Raw genomic sequence first — 16,490 nt, 5'->3', positions numbered from 1 at the left:
AATCCGTATTATTCCGAAAGTCGTTATTAAATACCCGCAGAAACCTTTCTGCGGGCAAGTGCTAGGTTATTTTTTCCAGCATTAATCCCGCGCGTAATCCCAACGCCACCAATGGATTGGGGAATAGCACATATTCAATATCATGAGTCACGGTAAAACGTTCCTCATCATCCTGCGCCAATAACGTTCCTTTCTTAAACGGCGTGAAATTCAGCGTCTCGCTCGCCATATGCAACTCGAAGGCAGCAGTGTGACGGGTAATCTGCGAAACCACCCGGTAACGCTGGGGCAGTTTTCTCTCTATACCGACACTTGCCCCTGCTAACAGCGCAGCAATTGCATTGGTGGTTGGCGCAAACTGACGAAGATCGTTTTGCCCAAACGGCAGTGCTTTGCCTAGCTCCAGCGTACACGCCAGTGCGCCAAAATGTTGGCAGCTGAAATGGGTAAACGTGCCGCCGGGCGCCTGATGAAATACCAACGCCTCTAGCCCTGCCGCGCCCAGCCATGTCAGAAAACTTTCGTCCCAGGGAATTTCTCGTTGCGGTAAAACACCAAACCGCTGGTGGTACGAGCCGCGGATGGCTGTATGCAGATCAAGATGCCAGCGAAATGACTCCTTCCCCTGCTGATAAAAATCTTCCAGGCACTGTTCCAGCTCGCGGGCGCGGCAGGTTTCGCTGCTTTCGGCAAATTGCTGCCAGCGTCCGCCAAACATCCGGTTCATATCGCTATGGCAATAGCGCTTTCCTTGCTTGAGCGCAGGGGGATTTCCGAGGATTGCCAACAAGCGCCAGCGTAACTTAATTTCACCGTGATAAATTGCGCCAAGTAAGGCGTCCAGCATTTCTACAGGCGCCGTTTCATTACCGTGGATCCCCGCCGAAATTACCAACGCGCCTTGCGGTGGGATTAATGGCGTCAGTTCCAGCACGCCATCCCCCAGCCAGCGCCAGCGAATACCGTTGATTTCTCTCTCGGTGATGACAGGTTTTTTACCCTCTAATGTCAGAGTGAGAAAATTATCCATTCTCCCCTCCCTCACGCTGGAACGGATAAACCGAACCGAGATTCAATAATTGAGTCAACGCATCCAGTGCTTCCCGCCCTTCGCGCAGCAATTGCGGGTCGGCCAGATCGGCAGCACTCAGACGATCGCGGTAGTAACGATCCACCCAGTCATTGAGCGCATTAAACAGCGTATCGTTCATCATCACCGCCGGATTCACCGCCTGACGTTCTTCATCCGTCAACACAACGCGCAAACGCAGGCACGCAGGGCCTCCGCCGTTCGCCATGCTTTCGCGCAAATCAAAAACTTTTAGTGAGCTTATCGGGTTATCCGCAGCAAGGAGTTCATTGAGATAACGCCATACTCCGGCGTGTTCCCGACACTCCTGTGGCAGCACCAGCATCATCGAACCATCATCGCGACTCAACAACTGGCTGTTAAACAGATAGGTCGAGACAGCATCCGGAACGGAAACCTGCGACGTCGGTACTTCTATCGCCATAAAGCCGTTGACCCGCGAACGCAGGTTTGCCAGTAATTGCGCCTGGCGAGCGAACGCCTGTTGATGGCAAAACAGCACCTGACGGTTACTCACGGCAATCACGTCATTATGAAAAACGCCCTGGTCGATAACGTCCGGGTTTTGCTGGGCGAAAATCACCTGCTGCGGATTAACCTGATTCAGCCTGGCTACCGCCTCGCTGGCTTCGCGGGTCTGCCGCGCCGGATATCGGGAAGGCCGCGTACCGTTACCCTCTTCTCGCCCGTAAACAAAAATCTGCATGCCCGGTTCGCCGTAATGACCGCCGAGGCGATTGTGGTTTGCCGCCCCTTCGTCACCGAGCATCGCCACCTGTGGCAACGCCGAATGAATGGTGAATTTCTCTTTATCGTTAAAAATGGCGTTTAACAGCGATTCGGTGACGGGGGCTTCCAGCGAACGGTGAAATTTATTGTTCAGGTTGGCGACCGTGAAATGTACTTTGCCATCCAGCGTATCGGCGGATGGCGCTACCGTGGCCGCATTAGCTACCCACATTGGCGATGCTGAACTGACGCTGGAAAGCCAGTGTGGTGCCTGGCGGGCAACCTTTTCCAGTACCTGCTCATCGCTGCCGCTGAATCCCAACTGACGCAGCACCGGAATAAACGGACGCTCGTGCGGCGGGATCACCGCCTGGGGAAATCCCGCATCGGCAAGGGCTTTCATTTTCAGTAAGCCTTGCTTCGCCGCCAGTCGTGGATTCGATACCTGAAAACGGTGACTGGTGGAGGCTTCATTACCAAACGACAGGCCAGCGTAATGGTGCGTCAGCCCCACCAATCCATCGAAATTGACTTCCCAGGCATTCATCGCGCCACCTCATCAGAAAAATCAAGCCCGGGGTTAAGCATTGTGGGCAACGTTAACGAGTCCGACTCCAGGCTCGCCATCGGCCAGGCACAATAATCCGCCGCATACCAGGCGCTGGGGCGATGGTTGCCGGAAGCGCCAATGCCGCCGAATGGTGCTGTACTGGCGGCTCCGGTAAGCGGTTTGTTCCAGTTAACAATTCCTGCCCGCGCTTCCAGTAATAGTTGCTCGAACTTTTCCCGTTTTGGGGAAACCAGCCCACAAGAGAGGCCAAAGCGGGTGTTATTCGCCATCTTTATCGCCCCATCAAAAGTGTCATAACGCCAAACGCGAAGTAGCGGCCCAAACACTTCTTCATCCTGCACGCCTGAAACACCCGTCATTTCAACGATCCCCGGCGTCAGCAGCGATGTTCCCGCTTGTAGCAAACGTGGCGCAAGCAGCGTTTGCCCGCCCAATGCTTCCAGTTCCTGCCAGGCAGTAACAACCTGCTGTGCGGCCTGTTCAGAAATCAGCCCACCAATAAACGGCTGCGGTTCGTCATCCCATTTCCCCGGCGTTAACCGCTGGCTAACGGCAACAAGGCGAGCAAGAAACGCATCGCCCTGCGCCCCGCTTTTCACCAATAAACGGCGGGCGCAGGTGCAGCGTTGCCCGGCAGTGACAAATGCCGACTGGATAGTCAGATGGACAGCGGCGTCGATATCCACCACGTCATCAATAATCAGCGGGTTATTGCCGCCCATTTCGAGGGCAAGAATTTTTTCCGGCTGACCGGAAAGCTGGCGATGTAACTGGTAGCCGGTATTGGCGCTGCCGGTAAACAGCAAGCCGTCGAGATCCTCCAGCGCACTGAGTGCCTGACCGGTTTCGCGCCCACCTTGCACCAGGTTCAGCACGCCCGACGGCAAGCCTGCCTGCTGCCATAAACGCATGACTGCCTCGCCGCTCCAGGGGGTTAGTTCGCTGGGTTTAAAGATTATCGTGTTACCTGCCAGCAGTGCCGGAACGATATGCCCGTTAGGCAGATGCCCGGGGAAATTGTACGGTCCAAACACCGCCAGCACGCCATGTGGACGATGCCGCAAGCTCGCCGCTCCATCCGGCATTTCACTACGCTGCTCTCCCGTGCGAGCGTGATACGCCTTGATTGATATCGCGATCTTATTGATCATCGCCGTCACTTCGGTTGCCGCTTCCCAACGCGGTTTGCCGGTTTCTCTGGCAATAATCGCCGTTAATTCGGCTTTGTTGCTTTCCAGCAGTGCAGCAAATCGTTCAACTCTTACCTGACGATCGCCAAAAGAGAGCCGCGCCCAACGCGGAAACGCTGCACGAGCGGCCCGACAAGCCTGCTCAACCTGAGCAGCATCAGCATCGTTGCCCTGCCATAACACCTCGCCCGATACCGGATTACGCTTCACGCGCAGTGCGCCCTGGCCCGTCACCCAGTCACCGTTGATCCATAAAGTCATGCTGTTTTCTCCTCTGCACACAGGCGCACCAGACGAACGCGATCCCCGGCGTGGCATTTGAGGGCATCCAGTTGTGCGGCGGTTAAAATCAAACGTTCGGTCGCCGGATCGGCTCGCACCAGCAACACGCGGAAATGGTGATAATTTTCATTGGCGACCAGGCAAGCCGGAAAATCTCCCTGTGCAGGTTGTCCTTCCGCTACTTCCACCAGCCGACTTTTGCGGATAGCGCGAACGCGGTCAATGTCACACTCCAGCGTCGGCCCGCCGTCGAAAATGTCGATATAGTTGCGGTAGCGAAAGCCCTCTTTTTCCAGCACCGCCCGCGCGGGCGCAGTTTGCGGATGAACCTGACCGATGACGTCCTGGGCTTCCTGGGATAAAAAGTCCGTATAGATCGGATGTTTCGGCATCAGTTCCGCAATAAACGCCTTTTGCCCGGTGCCGCAGAGAAAATCTGCGCGGCTAAAATCCATCGAAAAGAAGCGCTTACCGAGGCTTTGCCAGAACGGCGAATAGCCGTGTTCGTCAATCACCCCGCGCATTTCGGCGACCACTTTGTCGTTAAACTTGTCGCGAAAGGCCGCCATAAACATAAAGCGCGATTTCGACAGCAAATAGCCGTTGCCCTCTTTGCGCCAGTCCGGGTCGAGAAACAGCGTACACAGCTCGCTGCTACCGGTGTGATCGTTACTAAGAAACAGCGTCGGCAACGCGTTATAGACATTCAGCTCTTTTGAGGCGTGAACCAGCGTGCCGACGCGATAGTTGTACCAGGGATCGTTCAGCCCAACTGCCACCTCTATGGCGCAAATTCCCGCCACAGTACCTGTTTCACTCTCTTCCAGCACAAACACATAGCCCTGCTCGCTTTTGGGCAGTTCGCCCTGCCAGGTTTTGATTGCCCTTTCGATACGTGCCGAAAGCGTGGCTTCATTGGCAGGAAGCGACGTCAGGCCGCCGCCCGTTTTGCTGGCAAGCTGCATCAGCGCCGAGACATCTGAGCGCTCAACGGGACGGATGACCATCATGATGAACCTCGGCTAACAAAGTGTTCGCAGGCCGCAGCAAAACGATCCAGGCCGGTCGTCACCTCTTCTTCGCTGACATTCAGTGCAGGCGCAAAACGCACCACGTTGCCACCCGCAATCAGTACCATCACGCCCGCTTTCGCCGCTTCCTGAGAGATCTGTTTCGCTTGCCCGGCGTAATCGGCATTCAGCACACAGCCAATCAGCAGACCTAAGCCGCGAATTTCACTGAACAAACCGCAGCGGTGATTAATGGTATGAAGACGCTCAACAAACCAGTCGTGACGCTGTTTAACCCCGTTAAGCATTTCTGGCGTGTTGATGAGATCCAGCACTTTGCCTGCCACCGCCGAGGCCAGCGGATTGCCGCCATAGGTGGTGCCGTGGGTGCCAACGGTCATCACGCTGGCGCATTCTTCGGTTGCCAACAGAGCGCCAACGGGGAAACCGCCGCCCAGCGCTTTGGCGGTGGTTAACAGATCGGGCGTCACGCCGTAGTGCATATAGGCATACAGTTCCCCGGTGCGCCCGACGCCCGTTTGTACTTCATCAAAAATCAGTAACGCATTGTGGCGGTCACACAATTCACGCAGACCTTGTAAAAACGCGTTGCTGGCGGGTACCACACCGCCTTCCCCCTGGATGGGCTCGACAATCACCGCACAGGTAGAGTCGTCAATCCGCGCGCTGGCAGAGTTAATATCGTTATATGCAGCATGACGAATATCCGGTGGCAGTGGCGCAAAATCCTGTGAATAGGCTGGCTGCCCACCTGCGCTGACGGTAAACAGCGTGCGCCCGTGAAACGCATTTTTAAACGCCACGATGCCGCTCTTATGGCTGCCGTAGCGGTCGTGGGCGAATTTACGCGCCAGTTTTAGCGCCGCTTCGTTGGCTTCCGCGCCGGAGTTACAAAAGAAGACGCGATCGGCAAACGTGGCGTCGATCAATTTTTTCGCCAGTCGCAGTACCGGTTCGTTGGTGTAACCGTTGCCGGTATGCCAGAACTTACTCGCCTGTTCGTTCAGCGCCTCGCGCAGTTCCGGATGCGCATGACCCAATGCGTTTACCGCAATGCCACCCGCGAAGTCGATATACTCTTTCCCCAGCTGATCCCACAAGCGCGAACCTTCGCCACGTACCGGTATAAACGGTGCCGGAGCGTAAACAGGTATCATCCATTCATCAAAGTTTTCACGCGTAATTGGCTGAGACATAGCGACCTCCACAGTAAATAATTCGTTATTTATATGTTAATAATAAGTAATGTTTGCGCTGTAAATGTAGATTGCAGGGTTCATGCCAGCCAGGGGGGAAAGTGCATAAATGACGGTCACCAACTGGAAATCAATGAGTTACAACCGAACAATATGCACCTTAAGTGCATATAAAGTGAATATGTTTGCCATGTGGATGAATAATTAGAATAAAAAACGCAATGTTATGCAGAAGTAAAATATAATTCTGGAATTGTGATCATTGGCGAAATTTACTGGAAATTACTGCGCCATTCTGACGCAACCCGCACCAAAAGCGGGCATTTTCTGCGCCATCGTTGACATCATTAACAACCATCGATCAAATCACTTAACAACAGGCAGTAAGTCAGACGAATTTCTGCTAACATCCACGCACTCATTATCAGAATAAATGGCAGCGACTATGAAATTTGTCTCTTTTAATATCAACGGCCTGCGCGCCAGACCACACCAGCTTGAAGCTATCGTCGACAAGCACCAGCCTGATGTGATTGGCCTGCAGGAGACAAAAGTTCATGATGATATGTTTCCGCTCGAAGATGTGGCAAAGCTCGGCTACAACGTGTTTTATCACGGGCAGAAAGGCCATTACGGCGTGGCGCTGTTGACCAAAGAGACGCCGATTGCCGTGCGTCGTGGCTTCCCAGGCGACGGCGAAGAGGCACAACGGCGGATTATTATGGCGGAAATCCCCTCACCGCTAGGCAATGTCACCGTGATCAACGGCTACTTCCCGCAGGGCGAAAGCCGCGACCATCCCATAAAATTCCCGGCTAAAGCACAGTTTTACCAGAACCTGCAAAACTACCTGGAAACCGAACTCAAACGTGATAATCCGGTGCTGATTATGGGCGATATGAATATCAGCCCCACCGACCTGGATATCGGCATTGGCGAAGAGAACCGTAAACGCTGGCTGCGTACTGGTAAATGTTCTTTCCTGCCGGAAGAACGCGAATGGATGAACAGGCTGATAAGTTGGGGGCTGGTCGATACCTTCCGCCATGCGAACCCAGAAACGGCAGATCGCTTCTCGTGGTTTGATTACCGCTCAAAAGGTTTTGACGATAACCGTGGTCTGCGTATCGACCTGCTGCTTGCCAGCCAGCCACTGGCCGAATGCTGCGTAGAAACCGGTATCGACTATGAAATCCGCAGTATGGAAAAACCGTCAGATCACGCACCTGTCTGGGCCACCTTCCGCCGCTAATTTCTCCGTTCTCCTGGCTCGCACTGGGTCAGGAGAATTAACCTTGAGAAAAATCAACAAACTGTCAGTAATGATTTGTTGCCCGCCGTCCTTTGTTATACCGTCACTGCGTTTTTTAGTTGTCTGACCACTTCTCTATTATCAAGTTTGATATAGGAAACTCCACGATGAACGCTGAGCGTAAATTTCTTTTTGCCTGTCTGTTTTTTGCGCTGATAATTTACGCTATCCATGCTTTCGGTTTATTCGATCTACTCACCGATTTACCCCACTTACAGACACTTATTCGCCAGAGCGGATTGTTCGGTTATAGCCTCTATATTCTGTTATTCATCATCGCCACCCTCTTTCTGCTACCGGGCAGCGTACTGGTGATCGCTGGAGGAATAGTTTTTGGCCCGCTAACAGGAACGCTACTTTCGTTAATTGCCGCCACGCTGGCCTCGTCGTGCTCATTCCTGTTGGCGCGCTTTCTGGGGCGTGATTTACTGTTGAAATACGTCGGTCATTGCCACACTTTTCAGGCTATTGAAAAAGGCATTACGCGTAACGGTATCGATTTTCTTATTCTGACCCGCTTAATCCCGCTATTTCCATACAATATTCAAAATTACGCTTACGGATTAACCGCCATCGCCTTCTGGCCTTATACCCTTATTTCGGCATTAACCACTCTGCCTGGAATAGTGATTTATACCGTGATGGCCAGCGATCTTGCCAGTGAAGGCATTACGCTGCGCTTTATTTTACAACTCTGTCTGGCGGGCCTGGCGCTGTTTATTCTCGTCCAGCTCGCCAAACTCTACGCCCGACACAAACATGTGGATCTGTCTGCTTTGCGCCGCAGCCCACTTACTCACACAAAAAATGAAGGATAGAACGATGTTGCAACATTATTCAGTGTCATGGAAAAAAGGACTGGCTGCGCTGTGTTTACTGGCCGTTGCGGGGCTTAGTGGCTGTGATCAAAAAGAGAATACGGCGGCAAAAGTGGAATACGACGGGCTTTCGGACAGCCAGTCGCTGCGTGTCGATGCAAATAACCATACGGTAACCATGCTGGTACAAATTAATGGGCGTTTCCTCACCGACGATACCCGCCACGGTATTGTGTTTAAAGATGGCTCCAACGGACATAAATCGCTGTTTATGGGTTATGCCACGCCGAAAGCATTTTATGAAGCCCTGAAAGAGGCAGGTGGTATGCCGGGCGAAAACATGACGATGGATAATAAAGAAACGACTCATGTCACAGGCAGCAAACTGGATATTTCAGTTAACTGGCAAGGGGCGGCAAAAGCGTATTCCTTCGATGACGTGATTGTTGACAGTAATGGCAAGAAACTGGACATGCGCTTTGGCGGTAATTTAACGGCAGCAGAAGAGAAAAAAACGGGCTGCCTGGTATGTCTGGATAGTTGCCCGGTCGGTATTGTCAGCAATGCGACATACACTTATGGTGCGGTGGAAAAACGCAGCGAAGTGAAATTCAAAGGCAATGCCTCGGTTCTCCCGGCAGATAACACGCTGGCAACGGTTACCTTTAAAATTGCCGAATAAAACCAGGATAAAGGATGATGAAAATGCAATCGCGTAAAATCTGGTACTACCGCATAACCTTCATCATCCTGTTGTTCGCGATGCTGCTGGCATGGGCGCTGCTTCCCGGCGTCCATGAGTTTATCAATCGCAGCGTTGCGGCGTTTGCCGCCGTGGACCAACAGGGTATAGAACGCTTTATTCAGTCTTACGGCGCACTAGCGGCAGTTGTCTCGTTCTTGTTGATGATTTTACAGGCCATTGCTGCACCGCTACCTGCGTTTTTGATCACCTTTGCCAATGCGTCGCTGTTTGGCGCGTTCTGGGGCGGCTTGCTGTCGTGGACCAGTTCGATGGTAGGCGCGGCGCTGTGCTTTTTTATCGCCAGAGTGATGGGCCGCGAAGTGGTGGAAAAGTTAACCGGTACAACGGTACTCGACAGCATGGACGGCTTTTTCACTCGCTACGGCAAACACACCATCCTGGTATGTCGGTTATTGCCTTTTGTCCCTTTCGATCCAATCAGCTATGCTGCCGGTTTGACTTCAATACGTTTTCGCTCGTTTTTTATCGCCACCGGGCTCGGTCAGTTACCAGCGACTATTGTTTATTCCTGGGCGGGCAGCATGTTAACAGGCGGTACTTTCTGGTTTGTCACCGGACTGTTTATTCTGTTTGCCCTGACCGTGGTGATTTTTATGGCGAAGAAAATATGGCTTGAGCGCCAGAAGAGGAATGCCTGATGGGGTTACCACCGCTTAGCAAAATCCCTTTAATTTTACGTCCACAGGCGTGGCTGCATCGTCGCCATTACGGCGAGGTGCTAAGCCCCATCCGCTGGTGGGGTCGGATCCCGTTTATCTTTTATCTGGTGTCGATGTTTGTTGGCTGGCTGGAGCGCAAACGCTCACCGCTCGATCCAGTAGTGCGATCGCTTGTCAGCGCGCGTATCGCGCAAATGTGTCTGTGTGAGTTTTGCGTGGATATCACCAGTATGAAAGTCGCCGAGCGTACCGGCAGCACCGATAAATTGCTGGCGGTAGCTGACTGGCGACAAAGCCCGCTCTTCAGCGACGAAGAACGGCTGGCGCTGGAATACGCCGAAGCGGCAAGCGTTACGCCGCCAACGGTCGATGATGCCCTGCGCACCCGACTGACTACGCATTTTGACGCCCAGGCGCTCACCGAGCTGACGGCATTGATCGGCTTGCAAAATCTGTCAGCCCGTTTTAATTCTGCCATGGACATTCCCGCTCAGGGGCTGTGCCGTATTCCTGACAAACGTTCTTAAGGAGAGATGATGCGCCATTGTGTATGGTTGCTGGGATTGTTATCGCTGTTTTCTTTGGCAACACATGCCAGTGACTGGCAGGAAATTAAAAATGAGGCCAAAGGGCAAACCGTCTGGTTTAACGCCTGGGGCGGCGACACCGCGATTAATCGCTATCTCGACTGGGTTAGCGGCGAGATGAAAACGCATTACGCTATAAACCTGAAGATTGTTCGTCTGGCGGATGCCGCAGACGCGGTGAAGCGCATTCAGACAGAAGCCACTGCTGGACGTAAAACGGGCGGCTCGGTGGATCTGCTCTGGGTGAACGGCGAAAACTTCCGTACCTTAAAAGAGGCTAATTTACTGCAAACTGACTGGGCGGAAACGCTACCCAACTGGCGCTATATCGACACACAGCTGCCAGTGCGGGAAGATTTTTCTGTGCCGACACAAGGTGCGGAATCGCCCTGGGGCGGCGCACAGCTGACATTTATCGCCCGACGCGATCAGACACCACAGCCACCGAAAACGCCACAATCCTTGCTGGAATTTGCCAAAGCCACCCCTGGTACGGTTACCTATCCGCGCCCACCGGACTTTACCGGCACCGCGTTTCTTGAACAGCTGCTGATTATGCTGACGCCCGATCCCGCTGCATTAAAAAAAGCGCCGGACGATGCCACTTTCGCCCGCGTCACTGCGCCATTGTGGCAATATCTTGATGCGCTGCATCCGTATTTGTGGCGCGAAGGAAAGGATTTCCCGCCTTCGCCCGCGCGGATGGATGCTCTGCTGAAAGCCGGCACATTGCGCCTGTCGCTGACCTTTAACCCCGCACATGCGCAGCAAAAAATATCCAGCGGCGATTTACCCACCAGCAGTTACAGCTTTGGCTTTAGCGAGGGAATGATTGGCAACGTGCATTTCGTCACCATTCCAGCCAACGCAACTGCCAGTGCTGCGGCAAAAGTCGTCGCCAACTTCCTGTTGTCACCTGAAGCACAACTGCGTAAAGCGGATCCCGCTGTCTGGGGCGATCCTTCGGTTCTCGATCCGCAAAAACTACCTGCCGGGCAGCGTGAAACATTGCAATCAAGAATGCCGCAGAATCTGCCGCCGGTACTGGCGGAACCGCATGCTGGTTGGGTAAATGCGCTGGAACAAGAATGGCTACGCCGTTACGGTACGCATTAATTTTTTTGCTGTGGGTGGTGATGGCGGTGATTTACGCACCGCTGGTTCCGTCGGCTTTCACGCTGATAACACCTGCCATGTCGCTGACGCACTGGCAGATGTTATTTGCCGATCCGCAGCTACCACAGGCATTACTGGCAACGCTGGTGTCGACAACCATCGCGGTGGTCGGCGCTTTGTTTATTGCCCTGCTGGTGATAGTAGCGCTATGGCCTGGGCCGAAATGGCAGCGTATGTGCGCCCGTCTGCCGTGGCTACTCGCCATCCCCCACGTGGCTTTTGCCACCAGCGCCCTGCTGCTGTTTGCTGACGGCGGCCTGGTTTATCAGTTTTTCCCTTTTCTCATTCCGCCGATGGACAAATTGGGTATCGGTCTGGGCCTCACCCTTGCGGTGAAAGAAAGCGCATTTCTGCTGTGGATCTTATCGGCAGCACTGAGTGAAAAACGCCTGGTGCAGCAAGTTATTGTACTGGATTCGCTGGGCTACAGCCGCTGGCAATGTCTGAACTGGTTGTTGTTGCCTTCCGTCGCGCCTGCGCTGGCAATGGCGATGCTGGCGATTGTCGCCTGGTCGCTTTCGGTCGTGGATGTAGCGATTATTCTTGGGCCTGGTAATCCACCGACGCTGGCGGTAATTAGCTGGCAGTGGTTAACCCAGGGCGACGCCGATCAACAAACGAAAGGCGCACTTGCCAGCCTGCTGCTGATGCTGTTACTCGCCGCCTACGTTTTGCTTGGTTATCTGCTATGGCGCGCCTGGCGATGCACGCTCCCCCGGGAAGATGGCATTCGCATGCCATCCACGCCTTTATTGCCAGGGAAGATGCTGGCGAAGTTGTTACCCTTAACTGGCGTGCTGTGTGTGATTCTGCTGGCGATCCTCGCGGATCAATCAACGATCAATCACGAGGCGCTGCTCAATAGCCTGACAATGGGACTGGTGGCGACACTCATCGCTTTGGTTCTGTTGCTGCTGTGGCTGGAATGGGGGCCACAACGTCGCCAGTTGTGGCTATGGTTGCCCATATTATTACCCGCCTTGCCACTGGTGGCAGGCCAGTACACGCTGGTGCTATGGCTCAACCTGGATGGTAGCTGGACGGCGGTGGTGTGGGGGCATCTGCTGTGGGTAATTCCGTGGATGTTGTTTATCCTGCAACCCGCCTGGCAGCGCATTGATTCACGGTTAATTTTGATTGCGCAAACACTGGGCTGGTCGCGTGTCAAAATCTTCTTTTACGTGAAATGTCCGCTGATGTTACGCCCTGCGCTGATTGCCTTCGCTGTCGGATTTTCAGTCAGTATTGCGCAGTATATGCCAACGCTGTGGCTGGGAGCCGGACGTTTCTCGACGCTCACCACCGAAGCGGTGGCACTAAGCAGCGGCGGCAGCAACGGTATTCTCGCCGCCCAGGCTTTATGGCAACTGCTATTGCCGCTTATTATTTTTGCCCTGACCGCGTTAGTCGCAAAATGGGTAGGTTATGTCAGACAAGGACTCCGCTAATGCTCTGCGTGAAAAATGTTTCGCTACGTTTACCAGAAAGCCGCTTGCTGACAAACGTTAACTTTACAGTCAATAAAGGTGACATTGTCACGTTAATGGGTCCCTCAGGCTGCGGTAAATCTACGCTGTTTTCATGGATGATTGGTGCGCTGGCCGGGCAATTTTCTTGTACAGGTGAGCTATGGCTCAATGATCAACGTATCGATACCCTGCCCACCGCCCGGCGTCAGATTGGCATTCTTTTCCAGGATGCACTGTTATTTGACCAGTTCAGCGTCGGACAAAATTTACTGCTGGCGCTACCGTCGACGCTCAAGGGGACTGACAGGCGCAATGCCGTGAAAGACGCGCTTGAGCGAGCGGGACTGGCTGAAACTTATCACCAGGATCCTGCGACATTATCAGGCGGTCAGCGAGCGCGGGTGGCCCTGCTGCGCGCCCTTCTCGCACAGCCAAAGGCATTATTGCTTGATGAACCGTTCAGCCGTCTTGACGTAGCTCTGCGCGATAATTTTCGTCAGTGGGTATTCAATGAAGTTCGCGAGCTGGCAATCCCCGTCGTTCAGGTAACCCACGATCTTCAGGATGTTCCTGCCGATAGTCCCGTTCTGGATATGACGCAGTGGTCAGAAAATTACAACAAACTGCGGTAACGCAAAGTTTTCCCCGATGTGTCAGTTCAGAATGGCGCACTCAAAACTACAATGTCGGGATTTTCGATGAAACGTGTTTCTCAAATGACCGCGCTGGCAATGGCTTTAGGGCTGGCTTGCGCTTCTTCGTGGGCCGCTGAACTGGCGAAGCCTCTTACACTTGACCAGCTTCAACAACAAAATGGCAAAGCGATTGATACTCGCCCCAGCGCGTTTTATAACGGCTGGCCACAAACCCTAAATGGCCCTTCCGGTCATGAACCTGCCGCCTTAAACCTTTCTGCAAGCTGGCTCGACAAAATGAGCACTGAGCAGCTCAACGAGTGGATCAAGCTACATAACCTGAAAACGGATGCCCCGGTGGCGCTGTACGGTAATGACAAAGATGTCGATGCCGTCAAAACGCGACTACAAAAAGCAGGCTTTACGCATATCTCTATCTTGAGTGATGCACTAAGCGAACCTTCCCGACTGCAAAAACTGCCTCACTTTGAACAGCTGGTATATCCGCAGTGGCTGCATGACCTGCAACAAGGTAAAGAAGTTACGGCGAAACCTGCGGGTGACTGGAAAGTGATCGAAGCGGCCTGGGGCGCACCTAAGCTTTACCTTATCAGCCATATTCCTGGAGCCGATTACATCAATACTGATGAAGTCGAAAGCGAACCGCTGTGGAACAAAGTTTCTGATGAACAACTAAAAGCGATGCTGGCAAAACACGGCATTCGGCATGACACCACGGTCATTCTGTACGGGCGTGATGTTTACGCCGCAGCGCGCGTGGCGCAAATTATGCTCTACGCTGGCGTGAAAGATGTCCGCCTTCTGGACGGCGGTTGGCAAACCTGGTCCGACGCAGGTCTGCCCGTTGAGCGCGGTACGCCTCCGAAAGTGAAAGCGGAACCAGACTTCGGCGTGAAGATCCCTGCGCAACCACAACTGATGCTTGATATGGAGCAGGCTCGCGGGCTGCTGCATCGCCAGGATGCATCGCTGGTGAGCATTCGTTCGTGGCCAGAATTTATCGGTACGACCAGCGGTTACAGCTACATTAAACCAAAAGGTGAAATAGCCGGGGCACGTTGGGGACACGCAGGCAGCGACTCGACCCATATGGAAGATTTCCATAACCCGGATGGCACCATGCGCAGCGCCGATGATATTGCCGCTATGTGGAAAGCGTGGAATATCAAACCAGATCAGCAAGTTTCATTCTACTGCGGCACCGGCTGGCGCGCGTCTGAAACCTTTATGTACGCACGCGCCATGGGCTGGAATAACGTCTCCGTTTATGACGGTGGCTGGTACGAATGGAGCAGCGATCCAAAAAATCCGGTAGCAACCGGTGAACGCGGCCCGGACAGTAGCCAATAACACGGCAATTACTGACGCTGAAGCGACTTCAGCGTCAGATATCCACTCCAAATCCGCGTAAATGTTGTCATCCAACAAAGCGCGCCAAATATCCATGCAAACCACGGGAAATATTCCGGAAAGAGACAACTTAAAACAAACAGCAAAATCGTCTCGCTGCCTTCTGTTAACCCGCCCAGATAGTAAAACGATTTGTGCGCATAACCGGGATTATCAATCTGATGTTTCGCCGCCAGTGCAGCAAATGCGAGAAAACTGCTGCCCGTGCCGATAAACGCAAACAGCAGCCAGCCGCCCGCCAGCGCATTTTGTTCCGGTGCGGCGAGAATAAACCCGAACGGCACCAGCGCGTAAAAAAGGAAATCCAACGAAATATCGAGAAAGCCCCCCGCGTCGGTTAACCCTCGACGTCGTGCCAGCGCACCGTCCAGACCATCAAGCAACCTGTTCAGTAAAATGGCAATCAGCGCCGCCAAATACCAGCCCAGTGCCAGAAACGGCAGCGCCAGCACGCCGATGGCAAATCCCACTAACGTTAAACCATCAGGTGTAATGCCAGGTTTATCCAGAACCCGCACGCACTGATGCAACAAAGGCTTAATTCGGGGATGAAGATGGCGGTCTAACACGGGTACTCCTTAAGAAATAAAACCCTTCAGCTCGGGCAACACTGCGGATATTATGGCATTTTTCCTGTATTCGACCGTGTGTAATTTATGGAAATGATTGATGTTGTTGCCGCCATTATCGAACGGGATGGCAAAATTTTAATCGCGCAACGCCCTGCGCATAGCGATCAAGCGGGATTATGGGAATTTGCTGGTGGTAAAGTCGAACCAGGGGAAAGCCAGCCGCAGGCGCTGATACGCGAGCTGCGTGAAGAGCTCGGTATCGATGCTATCATCGGGAAATATGTAGCCAGCCACCAGCGGGAAGTTTCAGGGCGTATTATCAATCTTCATGCCTGGCACGTACCCGACTTCCACAGGACGTTACAGGCACATGAGCATCAGGCTTTGGTCTGGTGCTCACCTGAAGAGGCGATGCAATATCCGCTGGCCCCTGCTGACATTCCACTATTAAAGGCGTTTATGGCTTTACGCGCCGCCAGACCAGCGGATTAGTGCTAATAGTTTTATCATCCCGCTGGCATTGCAGCAGTATTCCCTCGGCTTTAATCACTGCCCCTTCGGAATAGTTTTGATCCTGATAAACGCAGCACTGGTTACAGGGCTGCGCTGACTGCCCACCAGAACTAAACACTTCCGGCGGCACATTTACCTGCACATCCGGACGATAATGCTGATTAGCCAGCGCAAAAAACGGGAATACCAACGCTACGGCGAGCAATGCTCGATTCACAAGAAACTCCTTATATTTCGTTGTCTCTGCTACTGATAACGGTAACCTGGCGGGAAAACTTTAGCGTCTGGTTGCCGGATGCGACGTGAATGCCTTATCCACCAAATGTCCCCATTTTGGTAGGCCGAAGAAGATGTATCCGACATTAGGCGGCGTTTATAAATTCCTCACATTATTAATTTGCTTTCCGGTGCCATTTTTTACTTGCTTACCGTCACATTCTTGATGGTATAGTCGAAAACTGCA

General features: G+C 53.2%; 17 protein-coding genes. 10 read left to right on the top strand and 7 right to left on the bottom strand.

Going from position 1 to position 16,490, the window contains the following annotated elements; genetic code table 11:
* Positions 1-61: 61 nt before the first annotated feature.
* Genes astE through astC form a run of 5 tightly spaced genes read right to left on the bottom strand, consistent with a single transcriptional unit; the run spans position 62 to position 6,089 of the window.
* Complete coding sequence (gene astE / locus FEK46_RS21295) at positions 62-1,030, bottom strand: succinylglutamate desuccinylase (RefSeq protein ID WP_135559518.1); 969 nt, start codon at positions 1,028-1,030, stop codon at positions 62-64.
* Complete coding sequence (gene astB / locus FEK46_RS21290) at positions 1,023-2,366, bottom strand: N-succinylarginine dihydrolase (protein WP_130208318.1); 1,344 nt, start codon at positions 2,364-2,366, stop codon at positions 1,023-1,025. Before astB ends, astE begins: the two co-directional genes overlap by 8 nt.
* On the bottom strand, positions 2,363-3,841 hold the full coding sequence (astD, locus tag FEK46_RS21285; RefSeq protein WP_135559517.1) for a succinylglutamate-semialdehyde dehydrogenase: 1,479 nt from the start codon (positions 3,839-3,841) through the stop codon (positions 2,363-2,365). The genes astB and astD overlap by 4 nt, the downstream gene beginning before the upstream one ends.
* Positions 3,838-4,872, bottom strand: a complete 1,035-nt coding sequence (gene astA, locus FEK46_RS21280) for an arginine N-succinyltransferase (protein ID WP_130208322.1) — start codon at positions 4,870-4,872, stop codon at positions 3,838-3,840. Before astA ends, astD begins: the two co-directional genes overlap by 4 nt.
* Positions 4,869-6,089 carry a succinylornithine/acetylornithine transaminase gene (astC, locus tag FEK46_RS21275; RefSeq protein ID WP_135559516.1) on the bottom strand — a complete coding sequence of 407 codons (1,221 nt, stop codon included), beginning with the start codon at positions 6,087-6,089 and terminating at the stop codon, positions 4,869-4,871. Before astC ends, astA begins: the two co-directional genes overlap by 4 nt.
* A gap of 445 nt (positions 6,090-6,534) precedes the next feature.
* Between astC and xthA the strand changes: the two genes are divergently transcribed.
* From xthA to ynjE, 9 genes are all read left to right on the top strand, one after another.
* Positions 6,535-7,341, top strand: coding sequence for an exodeoxyribonuclease III (xthA, locus tag FEK46_RS21270; protein WP_135559515.1), 807 nt, complete (start codon positions 6,535-6,537; stop codon positions 7,339-7,341).
* Positions 7,342-7,508: 167 nt separating this feature from the next.
* Positions 7,509-8,219 carry a TVP38/TMEM64 family protein gene (locus FEK46_RS21265; RefSeq protein WP_135559514.1) on the top strand — a complete coding sequence of 237 codons (711 nt, stop codon included), beginning with the start codon at positions 7,509-7,511 and terminating at the stop codon, positions 8,217-8,219.
* Between the two features lie 4 nt (positions 8,220-8,223).
* On the top strand, positions 8,224-8,901 hold the full coding sequence (gene ydjY / locus FEK46_RS21260; protein ID WP_135559513.1) for a lipoprotein YdjY: 678 nt from the start codon (positions 8,224-8,226) through the stop codon (positions 8,899-8,901).
* Between the two features lie 14 nt (positions 8,902-8,915).
* The gene (locus FEK46_RS21255; protein WP_135559512.1) at positions 8,916-9,623 is read left to right on the top strand and encodes a TVP38/TMEM64 family protein; all 708 of its coding nucleotides are present in this window, start codon (positions 8,916-8,918) and stop codon (positions 9,621-9,623) included.
* On the top strand, positions 9,623-10,171 hold the full coding sequence (locus FEK46_RS21250) for a carboxymuconolactone decarboxylase family protein (RefSeq protein ID WP_130208335.1): 549 nt from the start codon (positions 9,623-9,625) through the stop codon (positions 10,169-10,171). The genes FEK46_RS21255 and FEK46_RS21250 overlap by 1 nt, the downstream gene beginning before the upstream one ends.
* Positions 10,172-10,180: 9 nt before the next feature.
* Positions 10,181-11,347, top strand: a complete 1,167-nt coding sequence (locus FEK46_RS21245) for an ABC transporter substrate-binding protein (RefSeq protein WP_135559531.1) — start codon at positions 10,181-10,183, stop codon at positions 11,345-11,347.
* Positions 11,320-12,855 (top strand): thiamine ABC transporter permease, encoded by a 1,536-nt coding sequence (locus FEK46_RS21240; protein WP_135559511.1) that lies wholly within the window; start codon positions 11,320-11,322, stop codon positions 12,853-12,855. The genes FEK46_RS21245 and FEK46_RS21240 overlap by 28 nt, the downstream gene beginning before the upstream one ends.
* On the top strand, positions 12,855-13,508 hold the full coding sequence (locus tag FEK46_RS21235; RefSeq protein ID WP_130259865.1) for an ATP-binding cassette domain-containing protein: 654 nt from the start codon (positions 12,855-12,857) through the stop codon (positions 13,506-13,508). Before FEK46_RS21240 ends, FEK46_RS21235 begins: the two co-directional genes overlap by 1 nt.
* Positions 13,509-13,574: 66 nt before the next feature.
* On the top strand, positions 13,575-14,882 hold the full coding sequence (ynjE, locus tag FEK46_RS21230; protein WP_135559510.1) for a thiosulfate sulfurtransferase YnjE: 1,308 nt from the start codon (positions 13,575-13,577) through the stop codon (positions 14,880-14,882).
* A gap of 8 nt (positions 14,883-14,890) precedes the next feature.
* On the opposite strand, the gene FEK46_RS21225 is transcribed toward ynjE, so the two are convergent.
* Positions 14,891-15,511 (bottom strand): CDP-alcohol phosphatidyltransferase family protein, encoded by a 621-nt coding sequence (locus tag FEK46_RS21225; protein ID WP_135406977.1) that lies wholly within the window; start codon positions 15,509-15,511, stop codon positions 14,891-14,893.
* 87 nt (positions 15,512-15,598) lie between these two features.
* Here FEK46_RS21225 and FEK46_RS21220 point away from each other — a divergent pair, with 87 nt between their 5' ends.
* A complete protein-coding gene (locus FEK46_RS21220) occupies positions 15,599-16,006 on the top strand; it encodes a pyrimidine (deoxy)nucleoside triphosphate diphosphatase (RefSeq protein ID WP_135410024.1) in 408 nt (135 codons plus the stop codon).
* Here FEK46_RS21220 and FEK46_RS21215 read toward each other — a convergent pair.
* Positions 15,972-16,244 (bottom strand): YnjH family protein, encoded by a 273-nt coding sequence (locus FEK46_RS21215; RefSeq protein ID WP_130208347.1) that lies wholly within the window; start codon positions 16,242-16,244, stop codon positions 15,972-15,974. The two genes, FEK46_RS21220 and FEK46_RS21215, sit on opposite strands and share 35 nt — an antisense overlap.
* Between the last annotated feature and the right edge of the window lie 246 nt (positions 16,245-16,490).

Source organism: Escherichia sp. E4736, from assembly GCF_005781225.1.
Classification (GTDB): domain Bacteria; phylum Pseudomonadota; class Gammaproteobacteria; order Enterobacterales; family Enterobacteriaceae; genus Escherichia.
Note: the sequence above shows the minus strand (reverse complement) of the source record. Positions and strands in the feature narration are given on the sequence as shown.